Source organism: Sphingomonas sp. BAUL-RG-20F-R05-02, assembly GCF_022662305.1.
Lineage (GTDB): Bacteria > Pseudomonadota > Alphaproteobacteria > Sphingomonadales > Sphingomonadaceae > Sphingomonas.
This window is the reverse complement of record NZ_JAKNQH010000015.1, coordinates 1-17,573: the sequence shown is the minus strand read 5'-3', so window position 1 is coordinate 17,573 and position 17,573 is coordinate 1. Positions and strand designations below refer to the sequence as shown.

Below are 17,573 nucleotides of genomic sequence, written 5' to 3'. Positions count from 1 at the left end.
CGGCCGCTGCATCATCTCGGGATCGTCTTTTGGTGCATAGTCAATGATCGCCGTCGACGTGAAGAAGCCGGTCAGCGGATGTTCTTGAACTCGGCCTTTCATTCCTGCCATTCTCCTGCGCGAATGGGGCGGCGCTGCCCGCAGCGTTCCAGCTATCATTTCCTTGGGAACAACCGTTACACTGTGATCCCTGTTGCCAAAAGTGCGGATCGAGTACGGCGGGTAGCTTCACCGATTTACCGACGTTTCGCCACCCGGGCTTTATACTACAGGCTTCACCGCTTGCGCTTTTGAAGCGAGATGAATGGCCGTTCTACGACTTCCCGCTGATCCTGAGCGGGAGACGGGATGAACACGTCAAATCTGGGCGGGAATACCTGCGTGCACAACGTCAATTCTGCCGGTGTGCACGCGTGCAAATGTGCACATTAACGCATGCGACCGAATTGCTTATCGGCGTCGTACTTTGCCACTAGCTCACTGATCGCCTCCGCAAGCAGGTCTTGATGGCTACGCCTAGTACGGGCCGCCAACACACGGAACGCCTCGGCTACAGGGTCGGTCGGATCAAAATAGGCGCCGAGGTGATACTTGCCTGGCCGCTTGCCGCTCGATCGCGCCGCACTGGCTGCCGGTGTAGGAATGGCTGGTAAAGGCATAGCGTTCGGCTCACTTTCGCGACGCACTTGAGGTGCTACGGCCGGAGTTAGCAAGGAGACCCGCTTTGCCATATCAAACCTTCACATTTGCAAATGTGCAATCCATCAAATCATCAAATCATCAAATAGATGTTTATGCAAGGCTGCAACTTCGATGGCCGCCTTACCCTCTGGTTCATGTTCGATGACACCCAAGCCGTAAGGCCAGGCCGCCCGATATGCGCTACGCTCGCGCAACACCGCGCGCGCCACTCGCAAGCCCGTGGCCTCGGCAAGTTTCCTGGCATCATCCAGCAGCGTCGTGGCGGTCGGGGGAGCTGCATTCAGGACGACCACGCCCGTTCGTCCGGTACTGGTGATAAGCTGCGCGGTACGCTTGATCGCGTCGAGGTCGATCAACGAAGGCCGGCATGGAATGACCACAATGTTCGCGCGCTGAGCCGCGGCTGCGGCTTCTGCACCAGCCGCCGGTGGCGTGTCGATAATAGTAAGTCCAAACCCGTTGGCCTCCGCCGCATTGATCGCCTGATCGAGCCTACGTGCGCTGATTGGTTCGACATGTGGGAGATCTGCTCCGCGTCTCTCACTCCACGCCGTCGCGCTTTCCTGCGGATCAAGATCGAACAGTGCCGCTTTAATCCCAGCCGCCTGAGCAGCGACCGCGAGATTGACAGCTAGCGTCGTCTTGCCAACGCCGCCCTTCTGAGCTGCAACGGTGATAATCTGCACGTGTGCACACCCTCAAAAAAGTTTAATTGATATTATGCAGTGCGGCAGGATTGCACAATCTACTATCTGTCAGAGAGACATAGGGAAACTGAAAGCACGAGGATTGGCTGACGCTCAGCTGTGTGTCGATCCATCTCTGACTTCATAACGGGAGGGGGGCCGGGAAGGGGCTCGTGTTTTTAGTTACCCTGTACCTGCATGCGCTGGTCATAGACGGAAATAGATACGGTTACTGAAGCATGAGGATCTTCCCCAATTCGCCTACAGCTCATTGTCGAGAGCATTCGACCGAAATCTTTCGGTTGGGCGCCACACCCACTGCGTACCCCCGGCACCGACGTCTTGGTGCAAAATTACTGTTGGCTTCCGCACTAGTCCGCTAAGGGCCGCTAAATGCGATCAATCCGAAGGTGGTGGGCCGGAGTATCCGCGCAACTGTTGTTTAAGCCTCGGTCAAACGGCGTGCGTGTGCGTCGCGGCACCGCTCGCCACATCAAGGCCGGCAATATCGCGCGCAGGGAACAGGATTGGCCGGCCGCCGCGAACGCTTTCCGACAGGCCTTGGCGAGTGAACCGCACTTGCAGCATCTTTGGGTGCAACTTGGCCACATGGAAAAGGAAGCGGGCGAGATCAATCTGGCTACCAGCGCCTATCAGGAAGCGGCCCGCCTGCGGCCAGAGGATGCTGAACCGTTGATCCGTCTGGGCCACATGGCAAAATCCTGGTATCAGCCGGCCGTGGCCGCAAGCTATTTCGTAAATGCATTGCAGCGCGACAGCGAGAACCTGCAGGCGGTCTCCGAGCTCGTGCGCCTGATGCCCGATCGGGATGAGGTTGATCCAGACTTGTGGTCTGCCGTTTTAGCGGTGCTGAAGATAGACCCGTCGGACCATATGCTTGAGGACTGCGGGCCTCTTCCCCCGGAAGCGATGGTGTTCGACGTCACTGATCTGATCGCGTTCTTTGGACAGCGCCGGCTTCCTACCGGAATCCAGCGGGTACAGATCGAGATATCGCTGGCTTGTCTTGATCGAACGTTCGATCCGCAACCGGTATTCTGCGTTTACGCGAGCGCGCGCCGTGGCTGGATCAGGCTGCCCCACGAAAGCTTCGAGGTGTTATGCCGACTGGCCAAGCAAAGCGACGATATCGAGGATCCGGCATGGAAAAGCCAATTGGATCATGTGTATCGCGAGATCGCGGTAGCGCGCACCATCCGGTTTTCCCCCAAGACTGTGCTTGTCAATTTGGGGACGTCATGGTCGGATCGAAACTACTTACTCGATATACGCATTAGCCGCGCGCGCGATGGCGTTGTGTATGTGCCTTTGGTGTTCGATCTGATTCCCGTGATAGGGCCCCAGTGGTTCATGCAGTCGTTGGTCCGCGACTATCGGACCTGGTTCGGATCGTTGCTCCATTCCGCCGACGGGTTCCTAGCGATTTCGCAAGCTACGCGCGACGATCTAGTGCGTGTTTCCGTCGACTGGAGCGCACCTGTTCCCCAGGAATCGGTGCCGGTCGTCCGTCTCGACGGCGACTTCCGCCAAGCATCTCCCGATGGCAATTCGCTGCAAAATTATGGGCTCGAACCCGGTAGGTACGTGCTCCTTGTGTCGACGCTCGAGCCCCGGAAGAATCATCAGAATGCATTCGAAGCGTGGCTGGCGCTTGCCGATACGCTGGGCGAAGCGCACGTTCCCCGGCTGGTCTGCGTCGGTGGTCGCGGTTGGCTCAACGAGGACTTGCACCGGATGCTGCGCGATCGGCCAGCGCTGCGCCGCATGGTCATCATCCTGCACGGGATTCCTGACGATACGCTGGCCACCCTCTACGAGCACTGCCTGTTCGCGCTGTACCCCAGCTTCTACGAAGGATGGGGACTGCCGGTGTCCGAAGCGCTGTCGTACGGTAAAGTTCCGGCGATCTCGCGCGTGTCGTCGCTTCCCGAAGCCGGCGGACGCTTCGCACAGTATTTCGATCCGGGCGATCCTGCCGATATCGCGGCGACCGTTCGGGCGCTCCTGCACGCGCCGACGCGACACAGTGCCGAGGCGGTGATCCGCAGCGACTATGTGCCGCGCACATGGCGCGGGATCGCGCAGGATGTCGTTGCCAAGTCCAGAAACATCCCGTCGCGCGTGCAGAATACATTGCCGTGCCTCGCCGGTGCAGGGCAATGGACTTTGGCGCTGCCGCACCAGACAGACGTGCTGGATCCACCGTCGGCGGAGACGTGGCAAGGTGAAGCACTCCGGCATGGTCGGGCGTGGCAGTCACCCGGTCTGTCCGGATGCAGGATCGATGGGGATGATGCTGCGCTGCGGTTCCACTGGGCAGGCCTGCAAGGCGCCATGCTGCACATCCATTTCACGCCTAGCCGCGCCGAAGCCGCAGCCAAAATCGCGATGGACGGCCTAGACCAGACGTGTCGTATTCGACCCGGCATGCCGGAAATCATGGCGTGCCCGCTGCCGAATGTCGCCAAGCCCCTGTGGATCACGATTGTACCGATCATCGGCGACGTCATCATCGAGAAGATAGAAGTCACGACCTTGCCGGTAACGGGCGCCTAGAAGATGCCCTTGTGTTACTTCTGACGCGACCAACGCCAGATCCAAGCACCGGACACGGTCTGCACACCTTAAAGTCGATACCCGAAATCGCCCATTAAGTCGCGAAACATCGTCGTCAGCTTTTCAATGGTGGCAGGCTGCAGTTTCTTTGCGTGATCCCCCGGTGTTCCGCGCCGGATATGCCGTGTCGGATCTTCGGACACCGGGCGAATGTCGTGCGCTGCGGCAATCTGTTTTATGATATCGTTGTCTATTATTACGCCGATATGTGTCAACACGGACTCAAGAAAGTGAGCCTTGTCGAAGAAAATATCCTCGTAGCGAAGCATGAGCAGGTTTTCGTCAAAGACATGCTCTCTGTAATCGTAGAGCTTAGCATGCAAAAATTCCGCATGCTTGATGACATACTCGTCGATCTCCATATGCTTATCGCGCATATGATAATCCACAAGCGAGTCCGCATTCTTGTTTGGAAGCTTGTGCGAAAAATGTTTTCCGCCAAAGGCGAAATACTGCGAGGTCAGCATGTCTCTTGGATCCCGTATGAGAAAAACTTTAGGCACGCCACCAAGCCGTGCGTAATTTTTCAACACTGCAGGAAAAGACCGAAACCCGAAATACACGCAGCCCGGCATGAACATTGGTTGGATATCGTCGTCAGCCTGCCAGATATCATCGAGGACACCCTCGAGAAACAAGATATCCGGTATCGATATCGCCGGAATCTCGCATCTTTCAAAGATGTGTTCCAACATCCCAAAAAGCAAAGAACTTCCTGCCTTATGGACCGAAAAAACAAATGACTCGGTGCCGGCTCCGGGTATCGGCATTTTAATGATAGAACTATAGTCCATATAGATCTACAATCTATACGACTCTACGTGCGGTCCATATATTACCATTGCCGAGCTTTCGCCTATAGTGATACAATACTAGCACTTATCATTAAATAAAAGATAGGCTTAAGTTCCGATCATCAGAGATAAAGCCTGAGAAATCTCTTAATACTCTACCATAACTTCAAACAAAATGATGCCGAGTTCCTGCCCGGGGGCGCGCAATACGTCGCTGACTTCCAACGTGATATCGATATCCCCGACCGGCCAGTCCACGAGCCATGCACGGCGTTCGACGTGACCGATCGGGCCGGCCAGAGGCACGCACCAGTCGTAGGCCCGTCCTGCAATTACCGGGCGGACGCGCTGATCACGCACGCCCGCGGCTAAAACTAGCCGCAATGTCCGCGGTCCGCGGTCCGTAGTCCGCACGCGAATCTGGCAATTATCGCCCAGACTCCAACGGAAGGGAGCGTGCAGTCCCTCCTGCGGGACCGCCGGTTCTTCTGGGAGGAAGCGCGCCACGCGCTCCCAGTCGCCGTCTACCGCCAGCATCGGCGTCGACCAGGCCGCAGCGGGTACGAGCGCGAACTTCGTCTCTTCCCAGCCTGGCGCCGGCGATACCGATTTGCCGGTCGCGCTCAGCCCGATCACGTGGAGGAGTGGGGCACCGTCATCGGCATCGCCAAGCCGTTCGAACCGAACTCGGGTAGGGCCGGCGTCGTATGCGCCGGCCACCGATACCGTCTCGGCACCGTCCGCGCCGACGCAAAACGCCATTATGCCTTCGTTGACATGGACCGTCCATGTGTCACCCGGTGTGCCCCGGACATGCACCCGCAGCCCCGACATGCCTATATGATCGAGACAGACAATAATCTCCGCATCGCGCCCGCCGATCGACAGACCGCGCTCTCCGTCCGCAGCAACGTAGGGCATCGCGTCGCCCAGCACCGCCATCGTCGCGGAGCTGGCGACCGGATCGAACCATCCGGGGCGATCGGGGTCGCGGTAGGACCGCACCCGCACGGTTCCGCCGCGCAGATGGAGCGGCGATGATCCGCCGACACCGCGCAGATCCGGGCAACGCTCGTCTATTGCGTTGGCGAGCGCGACGAGCGATCGCGTTGCCACGATCAGGTCGCGGAACCGGCACGCGTCCTGCGTCGTATCTTGCGAAAGGCGCTTCGCTATCCCCAACTCGAGCAAATCATCTTCGGGGCGCAGAACCCTTCCGCTCTGGTCGAGGACCATGAGCCCGCACGCCCATGCCGCGCCAGCAAGCATCGTGCCCCCAGGCCCGGATACGACAGCGACGTCCGCCGCACTGAGCAGATAGGACAGCAGCAGCGGATCCGCGATCCCGTCCAGCGCAAGCACCGAACAGTCCGGCGTCGCAGGCGATGAATTATGGCCGAAATTCAGTATCCGCGACGGGCCCTCCGCCATCGCGACCACCCGCGCGATCGCAGTCGCCGTATCCTCTACAGTGGCCTCGGCGATGCAGACGATCCGCTCGTCCGCGCCAAAGCCTAGGCGCTGGCGCACCTCGCGCCGATCGCGTGGGAGAAGCAGATCGGTATCCACCGCCAGCGGCAGGTCGACAGCCCTTCCTGCCTGACCGACAAGACGCAACGTTCCACCATTTAAGGCAACCGTCATCGTAGCGTCGGATCGATCGGCGATAGTGCTCGATGCGACGACCAGGCTACCGGGGGGGAGAGTAGGCAAGGTATCGGCCGCGACGACGATGTGCCGAACGTCATATCCCAGCAGCACAAGCCCCGCCGCCAGCAGCGCGGCCGGCGTCCGCCCGAGCATCGGTCGATCGCCGTCGAGTACCCATATTATCGGTGGATCGCACACCGCGCTCGCTCGCGCGACAGCCTGGGCAAGCGCGCATCCGACCCGGACCACCGCAGTGGTCTCGGTCGTGGCGCGGTACAGCATCGGTGCAGCCTCCCGCATGCTCGACAATTGCAGCGAGCACCCCATCGAATCGCGCTCGTCGACGAACCCTGCCGCAGCGCCCGCGCCGGTCGCGTCGAGCAGAGCCGATGCCGCGTCGATGCCGCGAGGCGTCATCACCGACCCGCGCTGCAGGATCAACACCTCGTCATGACCTGCGTCATGAAGCATGTGGCGCAGCAGTTCGATGTCAATATGCGGACCTACGATATCGATGCAGCCGGCTATGTCAGCGTCTCGGGCACGGACCACCCGGTCCAGTGCCGCGCTTTGCGGATCGCGGACGACGAAGATCGTCGTGCCAGCCGGCGCAACCGCAGCGCAGCCGGCCAGGCTCAGATCGAGCAGATCGGGCTCTTCGTCCTTGCACAGAATGGCGATCGCCAGCGCCCGACGATCGGACCGCGTCGGCTGGGGAGGGGGAAGAACCGGTCTGCGCAGGAAGGCCTCGTCGGTGCTCGTCACCTCGCACCGGATCAGCAGTACCGATCGTTCTTCGGACGGACCGTTGCAGTCGATCAGCAGGCGGTTCTCGCCCATATCGAGCCAGCGAACGGTTTCGATGACTTGATCCACCAAAGGCACCGGTGCCTCAAGCGTGATCGGCTGCGGCGCGCGCGTACCAATCCCAAGACCAACGACAACGCCGTCATGGCTTACGCGAAGTGTCAACCGAAGCCGATAGCGGCCGGTCGCCTGCACAAGGATCGAGATTTCGGCTCGATTGCCGTTGATCCAGCGAATGCCGCCAGGAAGCTGATATTGGGGATAAGGGCCTTCCGGCGCGGCGAAACCCGACACGGGTCGGCAGACCCCACTGAGTTCCGGCCGGCCGTCGCGCAGGAGCGCCGGCGCCGTCAGCGTCACGGGATCGTAGGCGGCCTCGATCCAATGCGCGCTTGCCTGATCAAAGGTGGCAACCGTGCCGAGCGCGCCCAGTTCGGTTGCGTCCGGCAGAGGCGGGGCGGCGTCGATCTCCCGGTAATAAGCTTCCATATCGCCCGAAAGTTGCCCGACGCGGCGGCGGTGATAGGCTGTTACCGAATCCACCACGCAATGCCCGGTCACGCGTGCCATACGCCGCCAGAGATCCCAGTCGCCGGCAAGACGAAAGGCGGGATCGACACCCGCAACCGCGTTCCAGACCCGCCCGGAGAAAAAAGTTCCCTCCTGCATCAGGAAGGATAAGGCACGGCCATCGTGAAGGCCGTTGGCGAGCGCACTTCGTGCATAGGGCAAAGCAGGTGCCAGCACGATTACTGCTCCCGCTTCGTTGAGCAGTGCAGTCCGGCCGCTGAGAAACTCGCAACCTGCTATGTCCTTAAAAACACCGCCGACGGTAACCAATGCCCCCTGCGCCAACCCGTCGTCACTGTTGATCCAGGTGAGGATATCGGTGTCTTGCGGTGCAAGTTTCGCAAAGCCGCGCTGCAAGGCGTCGTACATGCCGGCATCCTGCTCGGACACGAAGCTGAAGACGACGTTGCCCGCATGAGGAAGATAAAAACCCTCGCGCAATCGGCGCTCCCATGCGCGGAGCTTGTCGATCGTGCCATCGGTGGAGCCACCGTCTTGCACATGGTAATGAAGCGAATACCCAGGAACCCCCTGTCGCAGAACGGACGCGATCGCCTCGTCGATAAAGGTTTCCGCATTGAAGACCGGTGTGACGATCACGAAACGTCGATTCACAGCCCCCGCAGGCACAGGGTGCGCTGTGGTTTCGTCCTTAGTCGTTTTCACAAGCTCGTCGGGACATACCTGGGATAACCCAGTCCACCCTTGCAGGAGCGGTCGGAACCAACGGGCTAACGCGGCAGAGGTCTGCTTCAAGCGAACAAATCCGGTTTGCGAAGGCGAAGTGCCTGAACAAGAATCAGGGTTTTGGCGTCGAGCAGTCGCCCATTGTCGGCATCCTGCGCCAGACGTGCCAGCGGCAGTTCGTGCACCATGATATTCTCGTGCTCGTCGTCGCACCCGCCACCTTGTCCGATTTGATCAGCGATAGTGTAGGGGGCGAGAAATAAATCCAGACGTTCCGTCGAGATGGACGGCATTGTCCACAGACAGACGACATGCTCCAGTGAGCTGAGTTTGACGCCTGCCTCCTCCATCGCTTCCGCACAAATGCGCGTAGCGGGATCGGCAGCGTCGAGCCGCCCTGCAATCACCTCAAGGATGGAGGTATCTCCACCAAGCATAACGGCTGCACGCGGCTGGGAAATGAGCAGGGCGGTCCGGCGCTTGCCGTCATAGGGTAGCACGGCGACGCCCGGCCCATGATCCTCAACATGCCGCTCGACCAAGGCACCATCGGGCATTTTCATGCTGACCCGACTGACGTTGATCCACCCCTGCAGAACTATGTCGACCGCGGCAATACGAGCGACTGGGTCTTCTATCACCGTCACGTCGTTGGCACCCATGTATTGACGTCTACCGCCGCCTGAAGGCGACGAAGCGATTGCCATGTCTCGGCAAAGGCTTGGTAGTCAGCCTCTTGGCCGAGCTTGGCCGTTTCGCGCGCCGCATCCGCGACTGCCGAGACCAGAGCGGACCAGTCGAACAATGCCGCTTGCTCCAGCCCGGCACGGCGCAGACCATCACGAACCGCAGCCGACGTCAGTTTTGCGAGCGCGGCCGCCATCTCCGGCCGGGACACGCCGTCGATGATCACGCAGGCATCCCCCGTTACCTCGGGCAATGATCCGCGCGCGGTTGTCACGACCGGGCACCCGCAGGCCATCGCCTCGAGGACCGGCAGGCCGAATCCCTCATACAGCGACGGGTAGATCAAGCCTGTCGCACCGGACAGCGCGGCTGCCAGATCATCATCGGTCAGCGAAATCTGCGTGGCCTTTACGGCTGGAGGCAGTGCCGCCAGTTTTTGGGGGGCGATCGTCGGCTCACCTCCAATGCACAGGATATCGAAGGCATCGATACCGAACGTGGCGACCGTATCAAACAGCAAGGCGCCGTTCTTGTAGTTGAGATGCTGCTCGCGCGAACCGACCGTGACGAGATAGGGGCGCTGGTCGAAACCGATCCGTTGCCGGAACGCCGCAACCCGCTCCTCGCCGACCGGATGGAACACCGCGCGGTCGAAGCCCGGATGCGCGACGCTGACGTGATCGAGCGTCGGATAGCAGGCCAGCAGATCCTTGCGCGTGCTCTGCGAAATTGCAATGTGCCGCCTGGCATAGGCGATCGCGACGGCCTTTTCCTGCCAATGGCGGTGCGCCAGATCGAACTCGAACAGTTCAGGGATCATGTCATAGACGACGAGGAACATTGGGGTGGACAGCGGTGTTGTGTAATAAGTCGATGTGAAGACGTCGACCGTGTAGAAATCGCAGATCCGCTGGATCAGTTCGCTGTCGTCCGCAGTGTAGAGATCCTTGTAGGTCGGGAACGGGATCCGCGTCACGCCCTCAAGCACGGGCATCCCGCCGCGGTCCAGCACCAGCACGTCGAGACCCTCGATTGCGGCCAGCGCAGGCAGGACCGATTGCCACACGCGGGCAATGCCCGAACCGGCAAGCTGGAAGAACACGCCGTCGACAAGAAGCTTCACGCCACCACTCCTTCGCGCCGCGTACCCAGCGCGAGCAGCGCAGACTGGACGATGTCGTATCGACGTCCCTCACGCAGCGGCGCCGCGTCGATCTCGTCGACCCTGGCGAGAAACTCTTCGTCGGAGATTACGAGCATGGGCGATACGATCTTGCGATAGAGCTCGCGGGAAACCGCATACGCTTCGACCGCACCGCGTGTGTCCGGACGCGTGGACATGCCGTCGGGATTGACGAAATAGGCGGCATGAGCCTCGTTCACCTTGTAGAAAATCTTCCCGGCAGCCCGGCAGCGCAACCAGAACTCAAAGTCCGCAGCAGACTGCAGCGACTGATTGAACGGCCCCACATCGCGGTGCAGCGCCGCGCGCCACATCGGCGCATTATGCGGACTGTTGAACTCCATCAGATTGTACCGACTGACGACCGGCAGGTCGCTGCGAAAGTCACGTTTCGCAATCTCTTCAAACGGCAATCGGGGTTCGAAGCAGTAAAGGACGTCCTGGTAGGCAACGTCGACGAAATCGAGCGTGTCGAGCAGAGCCGCCTGTATTTCGAACGAGTCGTTGCGACGGATATCGTCGACATTAGCATTGGTGAGATAGCGCCCCTTGGCCATCTCCGCCGCGATATTCCAGGCCTCGTAGATGCCGACGCGCGCGTCCATCCGCTTGTAGACGATGTTGGGAAAGTCCCGACAGAATTCTTCAATCACCGCGCGCTCGTTTTCGGGCGAGTTGGCATCGATGATGATCAGTTCGCAATGCGTCCTGAAGATCGTCTGGGACGTCATATTCTCGAGGAAGGAACGGATGAACGCCCCACCGCGATAGAGGCTCGTGAGGATACTGACGACGCAGTCCTCGGCAGGCCGCAGACGGACGACGCTTTCAAAACCGAGGACATCGTGCTTGATCGCAGTCTTGGCGACAGCCTTTTTACCGGTCCGCCAATCCGCGAGGGTCACGGCGCCGCGCGAACCGAATATATACGCCAGATGGGGATCGTTGGCGTGCTGTGGCGGTAGCAGGCGCCTGCGCGCTTCGTCGGCGAAGAGTTGCCAGACAAGCGGGGAGATATCCGATCCCTGCTTGTCGACCATGCGTCGGAAATGGTCCACTTCCGCAGCCGCGGCACCGCGACCCAGCACGATTTCGAACGCAAGCTGGACCTTGATTCCCGGAACCACGTCGAACGCCCCGCGGATCAACTTGGCCTCTGCACTCTCGCCAATGCCGAAAACCACGTTCGACAGACGACCTCCGTTGCCGGCTGCGCCACGCCAATTTTCCAAATCCGCCGGGCCAGGCATGCGCCCTAGTGCCATCCGGTACATAATCTCGATCGTCCGATTGATCGAGGCGTCGTCCTCTACCGACTCCTGCGGTAGCTGGGGTGGCTGCAAGGCATCCCGAAGCACCACGGCGAGCGGGGTTCCGCGTCCGACATCATCGACACGCAACTCCACTTCATAGGCCGACGGGGCATCGTGTCTGGCCGCTTCAAGCGCGTACGCCACCACCTCGGCAATGTCAGCTCGACTAATCGCCAGCATCCCTTCGGGAAGGCTGGGTCTAGCCGGCTCGGCGTGGGCCCGAACGGACAACGCCTCCTGGCTATATATAATGTCCGATACGGCCGCCATCGCGCCATCATGCTGCATATTTGCGATATGCACGGCTACCTCGCCGTCACCCGGGTCCCGAGCAAGAAACGCCCGATATAATTGCCGTACCAGATCGGCCGCCTGGTCTGCAGGTACGGCATGCTCGATTGTCATCAACACGTTCTCGAAAAGGGGCTCGTAAGCGAAAAGGGCTGTCACACGACGACGGCGCCGTGCCTTACTCGGCCGTGGAAGATTCCAAGAACGCGTCGACGGTCGAGCGAATACCATCGACAAGCTCGATCTTGGGCGCCCAGCCGAGTGCCCGCAGGCGGCTCGAGTCCATCACCTTGCGCGGGGTACCGTCCGGCTTGCTCGTGTCGAACACAAGGTCACCCTCATAGCTGACCACCGACGCGATGGTCTCCGCCAGTTGGCGGATCGTGACTTCCGACCCGCTGCCGCAATTGATGTGCTCATAATCGGTGTAGTTGTCGTGACAGAAGACCACGCCGGCTGCCAGATCGTCGACATGCAAAAATTCGCGCATGGGCTTGCCCGAACCCCAGACCTGAACGGTCGAGATTCCTTGCCGCTTGGCGTTGACGATCTTGCGGATCAGCGCAGGCATGACATGGCTGCTGCGGAGATCGAAATTGTCACCCGGGCCGTACAGATTGCACGGCATGACCGAGATATAGTTCCGGCCATATTGCCGCATATAGGCTTGGCACATCTTCAAACCGGCGATCTTGGCGATCGCGTACCATTCGTTCGTCGGCTCCAAGCTGCCGGTCAGGAGGCTATCCTCCTTGATTGGCTGCTCGGCAAATTTCGGATAGATGCACGACGAGCCTAGGAACACCAGATTGTTGACGGCCGCAAGATGCGCGGCGTTGATTGTGTTCACCTGGATGCACAGATTGTCATACAGGAAGTCTGCGGGCAGCGTGTCGTTGGCCATGATCCCGCCGACCTTGGCCGCACAGAAGATGATAGAGGAGGGCTGGTTCTGCTGAACCCAGTCGCGCACGTCGCGCTGATTGGTAAGATCGAGCTCGGCACGGTCGACGGTGAGCACACGCCGCCCCTGCGCCCTGAGCGCCCGCGTAACGGCACTGCCTACCATGCCGTTATGGCCAGCGACCCAGACAAGCTCGTGCATTCAATACTCCATCGGAAAGCGGCGGTGCTACCATAGCCGTTTGCGCCGTCCAAGCAGGACACCCCATAGGACTCCTGCTTTCTTGTTCAACACAACAGATGCGTATCGGGCTCCGATCGCTGCCCGTGAAATACAACGTTGAGTGTCGAAGCCTCTCCGGTCAACGTGATCGCAACGGTACCGCCGACACGCCGAGCTGCCGCATCGACGACGGGCTTCCGTCCAGCAGCCGACGTGCCGATCCGTGCCACGGTCAATCGATAGGTGCTCGTCCCGGTCGTAGGCAGTTCGCCGACGGACGTCGGGGCGCCGATCAGCGCAAAGTTGACGAGGCCCACCGGCTTTACCTGTTCATCGTCGTGCACATAGCCGACATAGGTCGTGTCCGTGGATCCGCTATAAACAGTGAGTATCGCGGGGGACGTGCCCATCAAATAGGTGTAGACCAAGCTGTCGCCGGTCTGCGCGAGCGTTGCGCCCATCATGCCCGGTACGATGGTCGTGCCGAACGCCACGATTGCTCGCGTTGCGGCGGTGTACGCGATCGTGGCGGTATCGAAACCCATAGCCGATCCTCGCAGTAATGGCCTGCGTCGTACTTGCCGTGACTAGCCCTGCAAAACTGCGATCACGCGAGAAATTGTATACGGGCCGATATAAAGGCGTCGGAGTTGGCAAAGGAAGGGGGTTGCTGTCGAGGAATCGCCGCCGCAAGCTCCCAAGAGCAAAAAACGCCATTGGTAGCGGTAGATACCGGTTGGGTCTTTACGGCAATCCCCGCCCAGCTGTTCGCAAGACTTATCCCCCAGATGGTTTCGATGGACAGCCTTACGGCTCGCTAATCTGTACTTCCACATCTTGCCGCTTGCTGCCACGCCCTTGCCGACATAGCTTCGTATCCGTCCGGTCTAGCGGACCAGCAACAGCATGACGTCTTCGGTTGGTGGTGCCGCAAGGATCGCCGCGCGGGTCGTCGGCTGGATGCCTGCCTCCAGTGTGATTTCCGCGAGCGTGAAACCATCCGCGACGATCCGGTCGATGAACGCACCCGGATCGTCGTACCGCATCCGTGCGAATTCTAGGACGATCGTCAGCGGCCGCGCCGCCTGCAGGATACCCGCCATCCCGCGCCAGATCGCCAGTTCGGACGTATCGGCATCGATCTTGATGAGGTCGGCATCCAGCAACGTGGCAAAGCTGTCCAGCCGGCACGTCCGCATCAGGCGGGTCTCTGTCGCCTGGTCGTCCGAAACCGGATGATCGGCGGGCAGCAGATGGCCGTTTTTGGGTTCGTCGGTCGGCACGACCAGCACAACGTCGACCTCGTCATCGGCCAGCGCCTGCTCATACACCGTGGCGACATCGTGGAAGCCGTTGATGGCGATGCTCTGCGTCATACGCCGCGCCAGATCAGTGTTCGGTTCGAACGCATGGACATGCCCGGTCGGCCCCACCAAATCCGCCATCAGCAAGGTGAAATAGCCGAGGTTCGCCCCGACATCGACGACTTTCATACCTGGCTTGATCAGCGTCGCCAGCAGTTCGGTGAGCCACATTTCCCAATAGCCGTCGAGCAGCAGATGGCTCGACAGGCCGACGTCGGTCGTGTCGACGATCATCTTGTATCGGCCCAGCACCCGGCACAGCGAGCGGTTGTCGCCGAGATAGGCGTTGGCACAGAGCTGCCGGATCACCGCCTCGTTACGCTGACGTGACTGGGTATGCAGATGATCGAGATGGAACAGGCGGATGCCCGCCTCGGCGGTCGATCGACGATGTAGACGAGACACGATACTCGACAAAACAGAAGGCTGATTCATGCGGTCGCCATATGACAGGTCGGACCATAAGGCGACCATTACCCGGCGGATGATATCGTTACACAGGACGCAGCACGAGAGAACCGTGCAGTTTTTGAGACGGAGAAAACTGGTTCCGCCGGTTGCCGCACGGCTACTCGCCGCTCCTTTTTTACCAGCATAGCTCTAATCAGTGCATGACAACGCACATTTGGACCGCATTTTGATCTCGGTGATATCCACGATGCCGGGCAGGCGATCACGTCGCGTTCTTCCCAAGTCTGCCACGCTCCGTCGCTGCAACGCTTGGTTGCGGGGCGTGGAACGCCTGTGACCGAAGCGATATCGATGGAAGTGCCCTTTCCCTACCGCAATTTGCTGATATTGCGCGGCCATGGACAGTATCCCAAACACACAACTCTGTCGGGCAGGCTAAAGTGGCTGACGCGCTTTCCTCACGTGGTTCGCGGTGCGTCTCGCATCGCCACGCCAAGTCGTCTTGCGCAAGCCATCGCCGCGTTGCGGCATCACATGCGTCGCGCATGCTTTCCTTCTGCCCAATGGATGCTTGGGCATGACGATGATTTCGGATACCTCGGGGTCGACCGGAGACCGTGGCTTCTGGCGCGGTCTGAAGGTGCAGGGCGACGTGATCGGGGCGCTGCTGATGCGCGAACTCCATACCCGTTACGGCCGAGAGAATATCGGGTATCTATGGATTTTCCTGGAGCCGATGACCCTGGCAGGCGCGGTCGCCTTGCTGCATATCGGTGGCGGATCGTCCCACGGGACGGGCATCAACCCGATCCCCTTCGCTATTCTCGGGTACACGCTTTTCATCATGTTCCGCGGCATGGTCACACGCGCCGACGGTGCGCTGGAGGCGAACATGCCGTTGCTGTACCATCGTCGCGTCACGATCTTCGATATGATGTTCGCGCGTGCGTTGCTGGAAGGCGCGGGTACGATCGTCACGTATGCCGTACTGATCGGCTTCGTCATGATCATAAATCTCGCATCCCTGCCGGCACGCCCGTTGGAGCTCCTGATCGGGATCATGCTGATATTCTGGTTCTCGTTTGCAGTCTCCCTGCTGATCTGCGCCTGGACGCACGACAACCGGCTGGTGGCACGATTTGTACACCCCATTACTTACATATTGATGCCGTTATCGGGGGCCTTCTACCAGTTGGCCTGGATCCCCGAGCCGTATCGAACGTGGCTTACGTGGTTTCCGCTGACCACGGTCTTCGAGTTGCTTCGCTACGGCCAATTCAGTGCCGCGAAGGACACGTACGTCGATATCCCCTATATCATCGGCTTCTGCCTCGTGCTGACATATGCCGGGTTGGTGTCGATCCGGGTGACGCGGCGTCGCATTCATCTTCACTAAGGTAACTATACTTGGATAACGTTTCTTCATTGGACCGGCCAGGACGCGGCGGTGCGCTACTTGGGTGGATGCGGGCGCATCGCAACTGGTGCCTGATCGTTCTCGCGCCAACGCTGCTGATCGCTGTCTATTATTATCTGATTGCGGCCGATCAGTACGTATCCGAGGCACATTTCGTCGTGCGCACATCGGATATGCAACCCGCTGCGCCCAGCGGGCTTGGCCAGGCACTAAGTTTGGTGGGCGGGGCTTCATCCGAGCGGGATGCCTTGCTGGTTGCCGATTATCTGAAGTCGCACGATGCGGTGGATGCCTTGCAGTCGCGGATCGGGCTGGCACAGCGTTTCCAGCGGCCCGAGGCCGATATCGTCTCTCGCCTGTGGTATGCTAATCCCACTCCCGAACAGCTGCAAAAATATTTTGAAGGCAAGGCCGAGGTCGAGGTTAGTTCTGAGACGGGGATCACCACGCTGAAGGTGCGCAGCTTTCGACCGGAAGATTCCTATCAAATTGTCCGCGAGATGATCCAGCTGGGTGAGGCGCGTGTGAACACGCTCAATCGTCGCAATTACGCCAATGCTGTTGCCGCATCGAAGCGCCAGGTCACCGAAGCCGAGACCAATCTTGCCCAAGTCCAGGGGCAGATCACCCGGTTTCGCCGTGACGAACGCGATTTCAATCCGCAGGTGACGGGGACCTCGCGGACTAGCATGGTATCCGAAATGCAGGGCCAGCTTGCCATTGCCCGTGCGCAGGAATCGTCGATGGCAGCGGTCCTGTCGCCCAACAGCCCGCAGTTAATCGCGGCCCGCCAGCGGGTAGCGGCGCTTTCTCGTCAGGTCGGCGCAGAAACCGCCAAATTGTCGCAAGGACCCGGCAATGTCGCTGCCGGCATGGGCGCGTATGAGAACATAAAGATCCGCCAGGAGTTGGCGGGCAAGCAGTTCGAACTCGCGTCCGCGGCACTGCAGCGCGCACGGGACGACGCTCAACGCCAGCAGCTGTATGTCGTACCGGTGGTCGATGCCAATCTGCCGGTCCGCGCGCTGTACCCGCAGCGCACCAAGATCGTCCTGACCGCGTTTCTCTCGCTCCTGCTGATCTACGGTATCGGCTGGTTGATCACCGCAGGTGTCCGCGAACACGCCGCGTAACCCGAATGGGGCTGATCGGCGCGATGCTTTGCACCGACCAGCCACTCACAGTCGACACAGTGCGGCCACACGGCGGAAGATTGGTGGCGAGCTTGCGGGCAGCGGGACCCAGCAG

13 protein-coding genes are annotated in these 17,573 nt (G+C 60.1%); 3 read left to right on the top strand and 10 right to left on the bottom strand.

Going from position 1 to position 17,573, the window contains the following annotated elements; genetic code table 11:
- Nucleotides 1-428: 428 nt before the first annotated feature.
- Together L8F97_RS22995 and L8F97_RS19035 are read right to left on the bottom strand one after the other, a co-directional pair.
- The gene (locus L8F97_RS22995) at nt 429-659 is read right to left on the bottom strand and encodes a ribbon-helix-helix domain-containing protein (protein WP_409929063.1); all 231 of its coding nucleotides are present in this window, start codon (nt 657-659) and stop codon (nt 429-431) included.
- Between the two features lie 105 nt (nt 660-764).
- Nucleotides 765-1,388 (bottom strand): AAA family ATPase, encoded by a 624-nt coding sequence (locus tag L8F97_RS19035; protein WP_242153833.1) that lies wholly within the window; start codon nt 1,386-1,388, stop codon nt 765-767.
- Nucleotides 1,389-1,856: 468 nt separating this feature from the next.
- Here L8F97_RS19035 and L8F97_RS22885 point away from each other — a divergent pair, with 468 nt between their 5' ends.
- Nucleotides 1,857-3,965, top strand: a complete 2,109-nt coding sequence (locus L8F97_RS22885) for a glycosyltransferase family 4 protein (RefSeq protein WP_242153831.1) — start codon at nt 1,857-1,859, stop codon at nt 3,963-3,965.
- 68 nt (nt 3,966-4,033) lie between these two features.
- On the opposite strand, the gene L8F97_RS19025 is transcribed toward L8F97_RS22885, so the two are convergent.
- From L8F97_RS19025 to L8F97_RS18990, 8 genes are all read right to left on the bottom strand, one after another.
- Nucleotides 4,034-4,819 carry a sulfotransferase domain-containing protein gene (locus L8F97_RS19025; RefSeq protein ID WP_242153829.1) on the bottom strand — a complete coding sequence of 262 codons (786 nt, stop codon included), beginning with the start codon at nt 4,817-4,819 and terminating at the stop codon, nt 4,034-4,036.
- A 147-nt stretch (nt 4,820-4,966) separates the two neighbouring features.
- Nucleotides 4,967-8,461: a glycosyltransferase gene (locus L8F97_RS19020; protein WP_242153827.1), complete on the bottom strand. Its 3,495-nt coding sequence runs from the start codon at nt 8,459-8,461 to the stop codon at nt 4,967-4,969.
- 137 nt (nt 8,462-8,598) lie between these two features.
- Nucleotides 8,599-9,195, bottom strand: coding sequence for an NUDIX hydrolase (locus tag L8F97_RS19015; protein WP_242153825.1), 597 nt, complete (start codon nt 9,193-9,195; stop codon nt 8,599-8,601).
- Nucleotides 9,177-10,343 carry a glycosyltransferase family 4 protein gene (locus L8F97_RS19010; RefSeq protein WP_242153823.1) on the bottom strand — a complete coding sequence of 389 codons (1,167 nt, stop codon included), beginning with the start codon at nt 10,341-10,343 and terminating at the stop codon, nt 9,177-9,179. The genes L8F97_RS19015 and L8F97_RS19010 overlap by 19 nt, the downstream gene beginning before the upstream one ends.
- A complete protein-coding gene (locus L8F97_RS19005; protein ID WP_242153822.1) occupies nt 10,340-12,121 on the bottom strand; it encodes a glycosyltransferase in 1,782 nt (593 codons plus the stop codon). Before L8F97_RS19005 ends, L8F97_RS19010 begins: the two co-directional genes overlap by 4 nt.
- A gap of 64 nt (nt 12,122-12,185) precedes the next feature.
- On the bottom strand, nt 12,186-13,112 hold the full coding sequence (locus L8F97_RS19000) for a GDP-L-fucose synthase family protein (protein ID WP_242153820.1): 927 nt from the start codon (nt 13,110-13,112) through the stop codon (nt 12,186-12,188).
- A gap of 86 nt (nt 13,113-13,198) precedes the next feature.
- A complete protein-coding gene (locus tag L8F97_RS18995; RefSeq protein ID WP_242153818.1) occupies nt 13,199-13,678 on the bottom strand; it encodes a hypothetical protein in 480 nt (159 codons plus the stop codon).
- A gap of 342 nt (nt 13,679-14,020) precedes the next feature.
- The gene (locus L8F97_RS18990) at nt 14,021-14,902 is read right to left on the bottom strand and encodes an FkbM family methyltransferase (protein ID WP_242153816.1); all 882 of its coding nucleotides are present in this window, start codon (nt 14,900-14,902) and stop codon (nt 14,021-14,023) included.
- Nucleotides 14,903-15,485: 583 nt separating this feature from the next.
- On the opposite strand from L8F97_RS18990, the gene L8F97_RS18985 reads away from it, so the two are divergent.
- Nucleotides 15,486-16,304: an ABC transporter permease gene (locus L8F97_RS18985; RefSeq protein ID WP_277925084.1), complete on the top strand. Its 819-nt coding sequence runs from the start codon at nt 15,486-15,488 to the stop codon at nt 16,302-16,304.
- A gap of 11 nt (nt 16,305-16,315) precedes the next feature.
- The gene (locus L8F97_RS18980; protein ID WP_242153814.1) at nt 16,316-17,458 is read left to right on the top strand and encodes a lipopolysaccharide biosynthesis protein; all 1,143 of its coding nucleotides are present in this window, start codon (nt 16,316-16,318) and stop codon (nt 17,456-17,458) included.
- Nucleotides 17,459-17,573 lie beyond the last annotated feature (115 nt).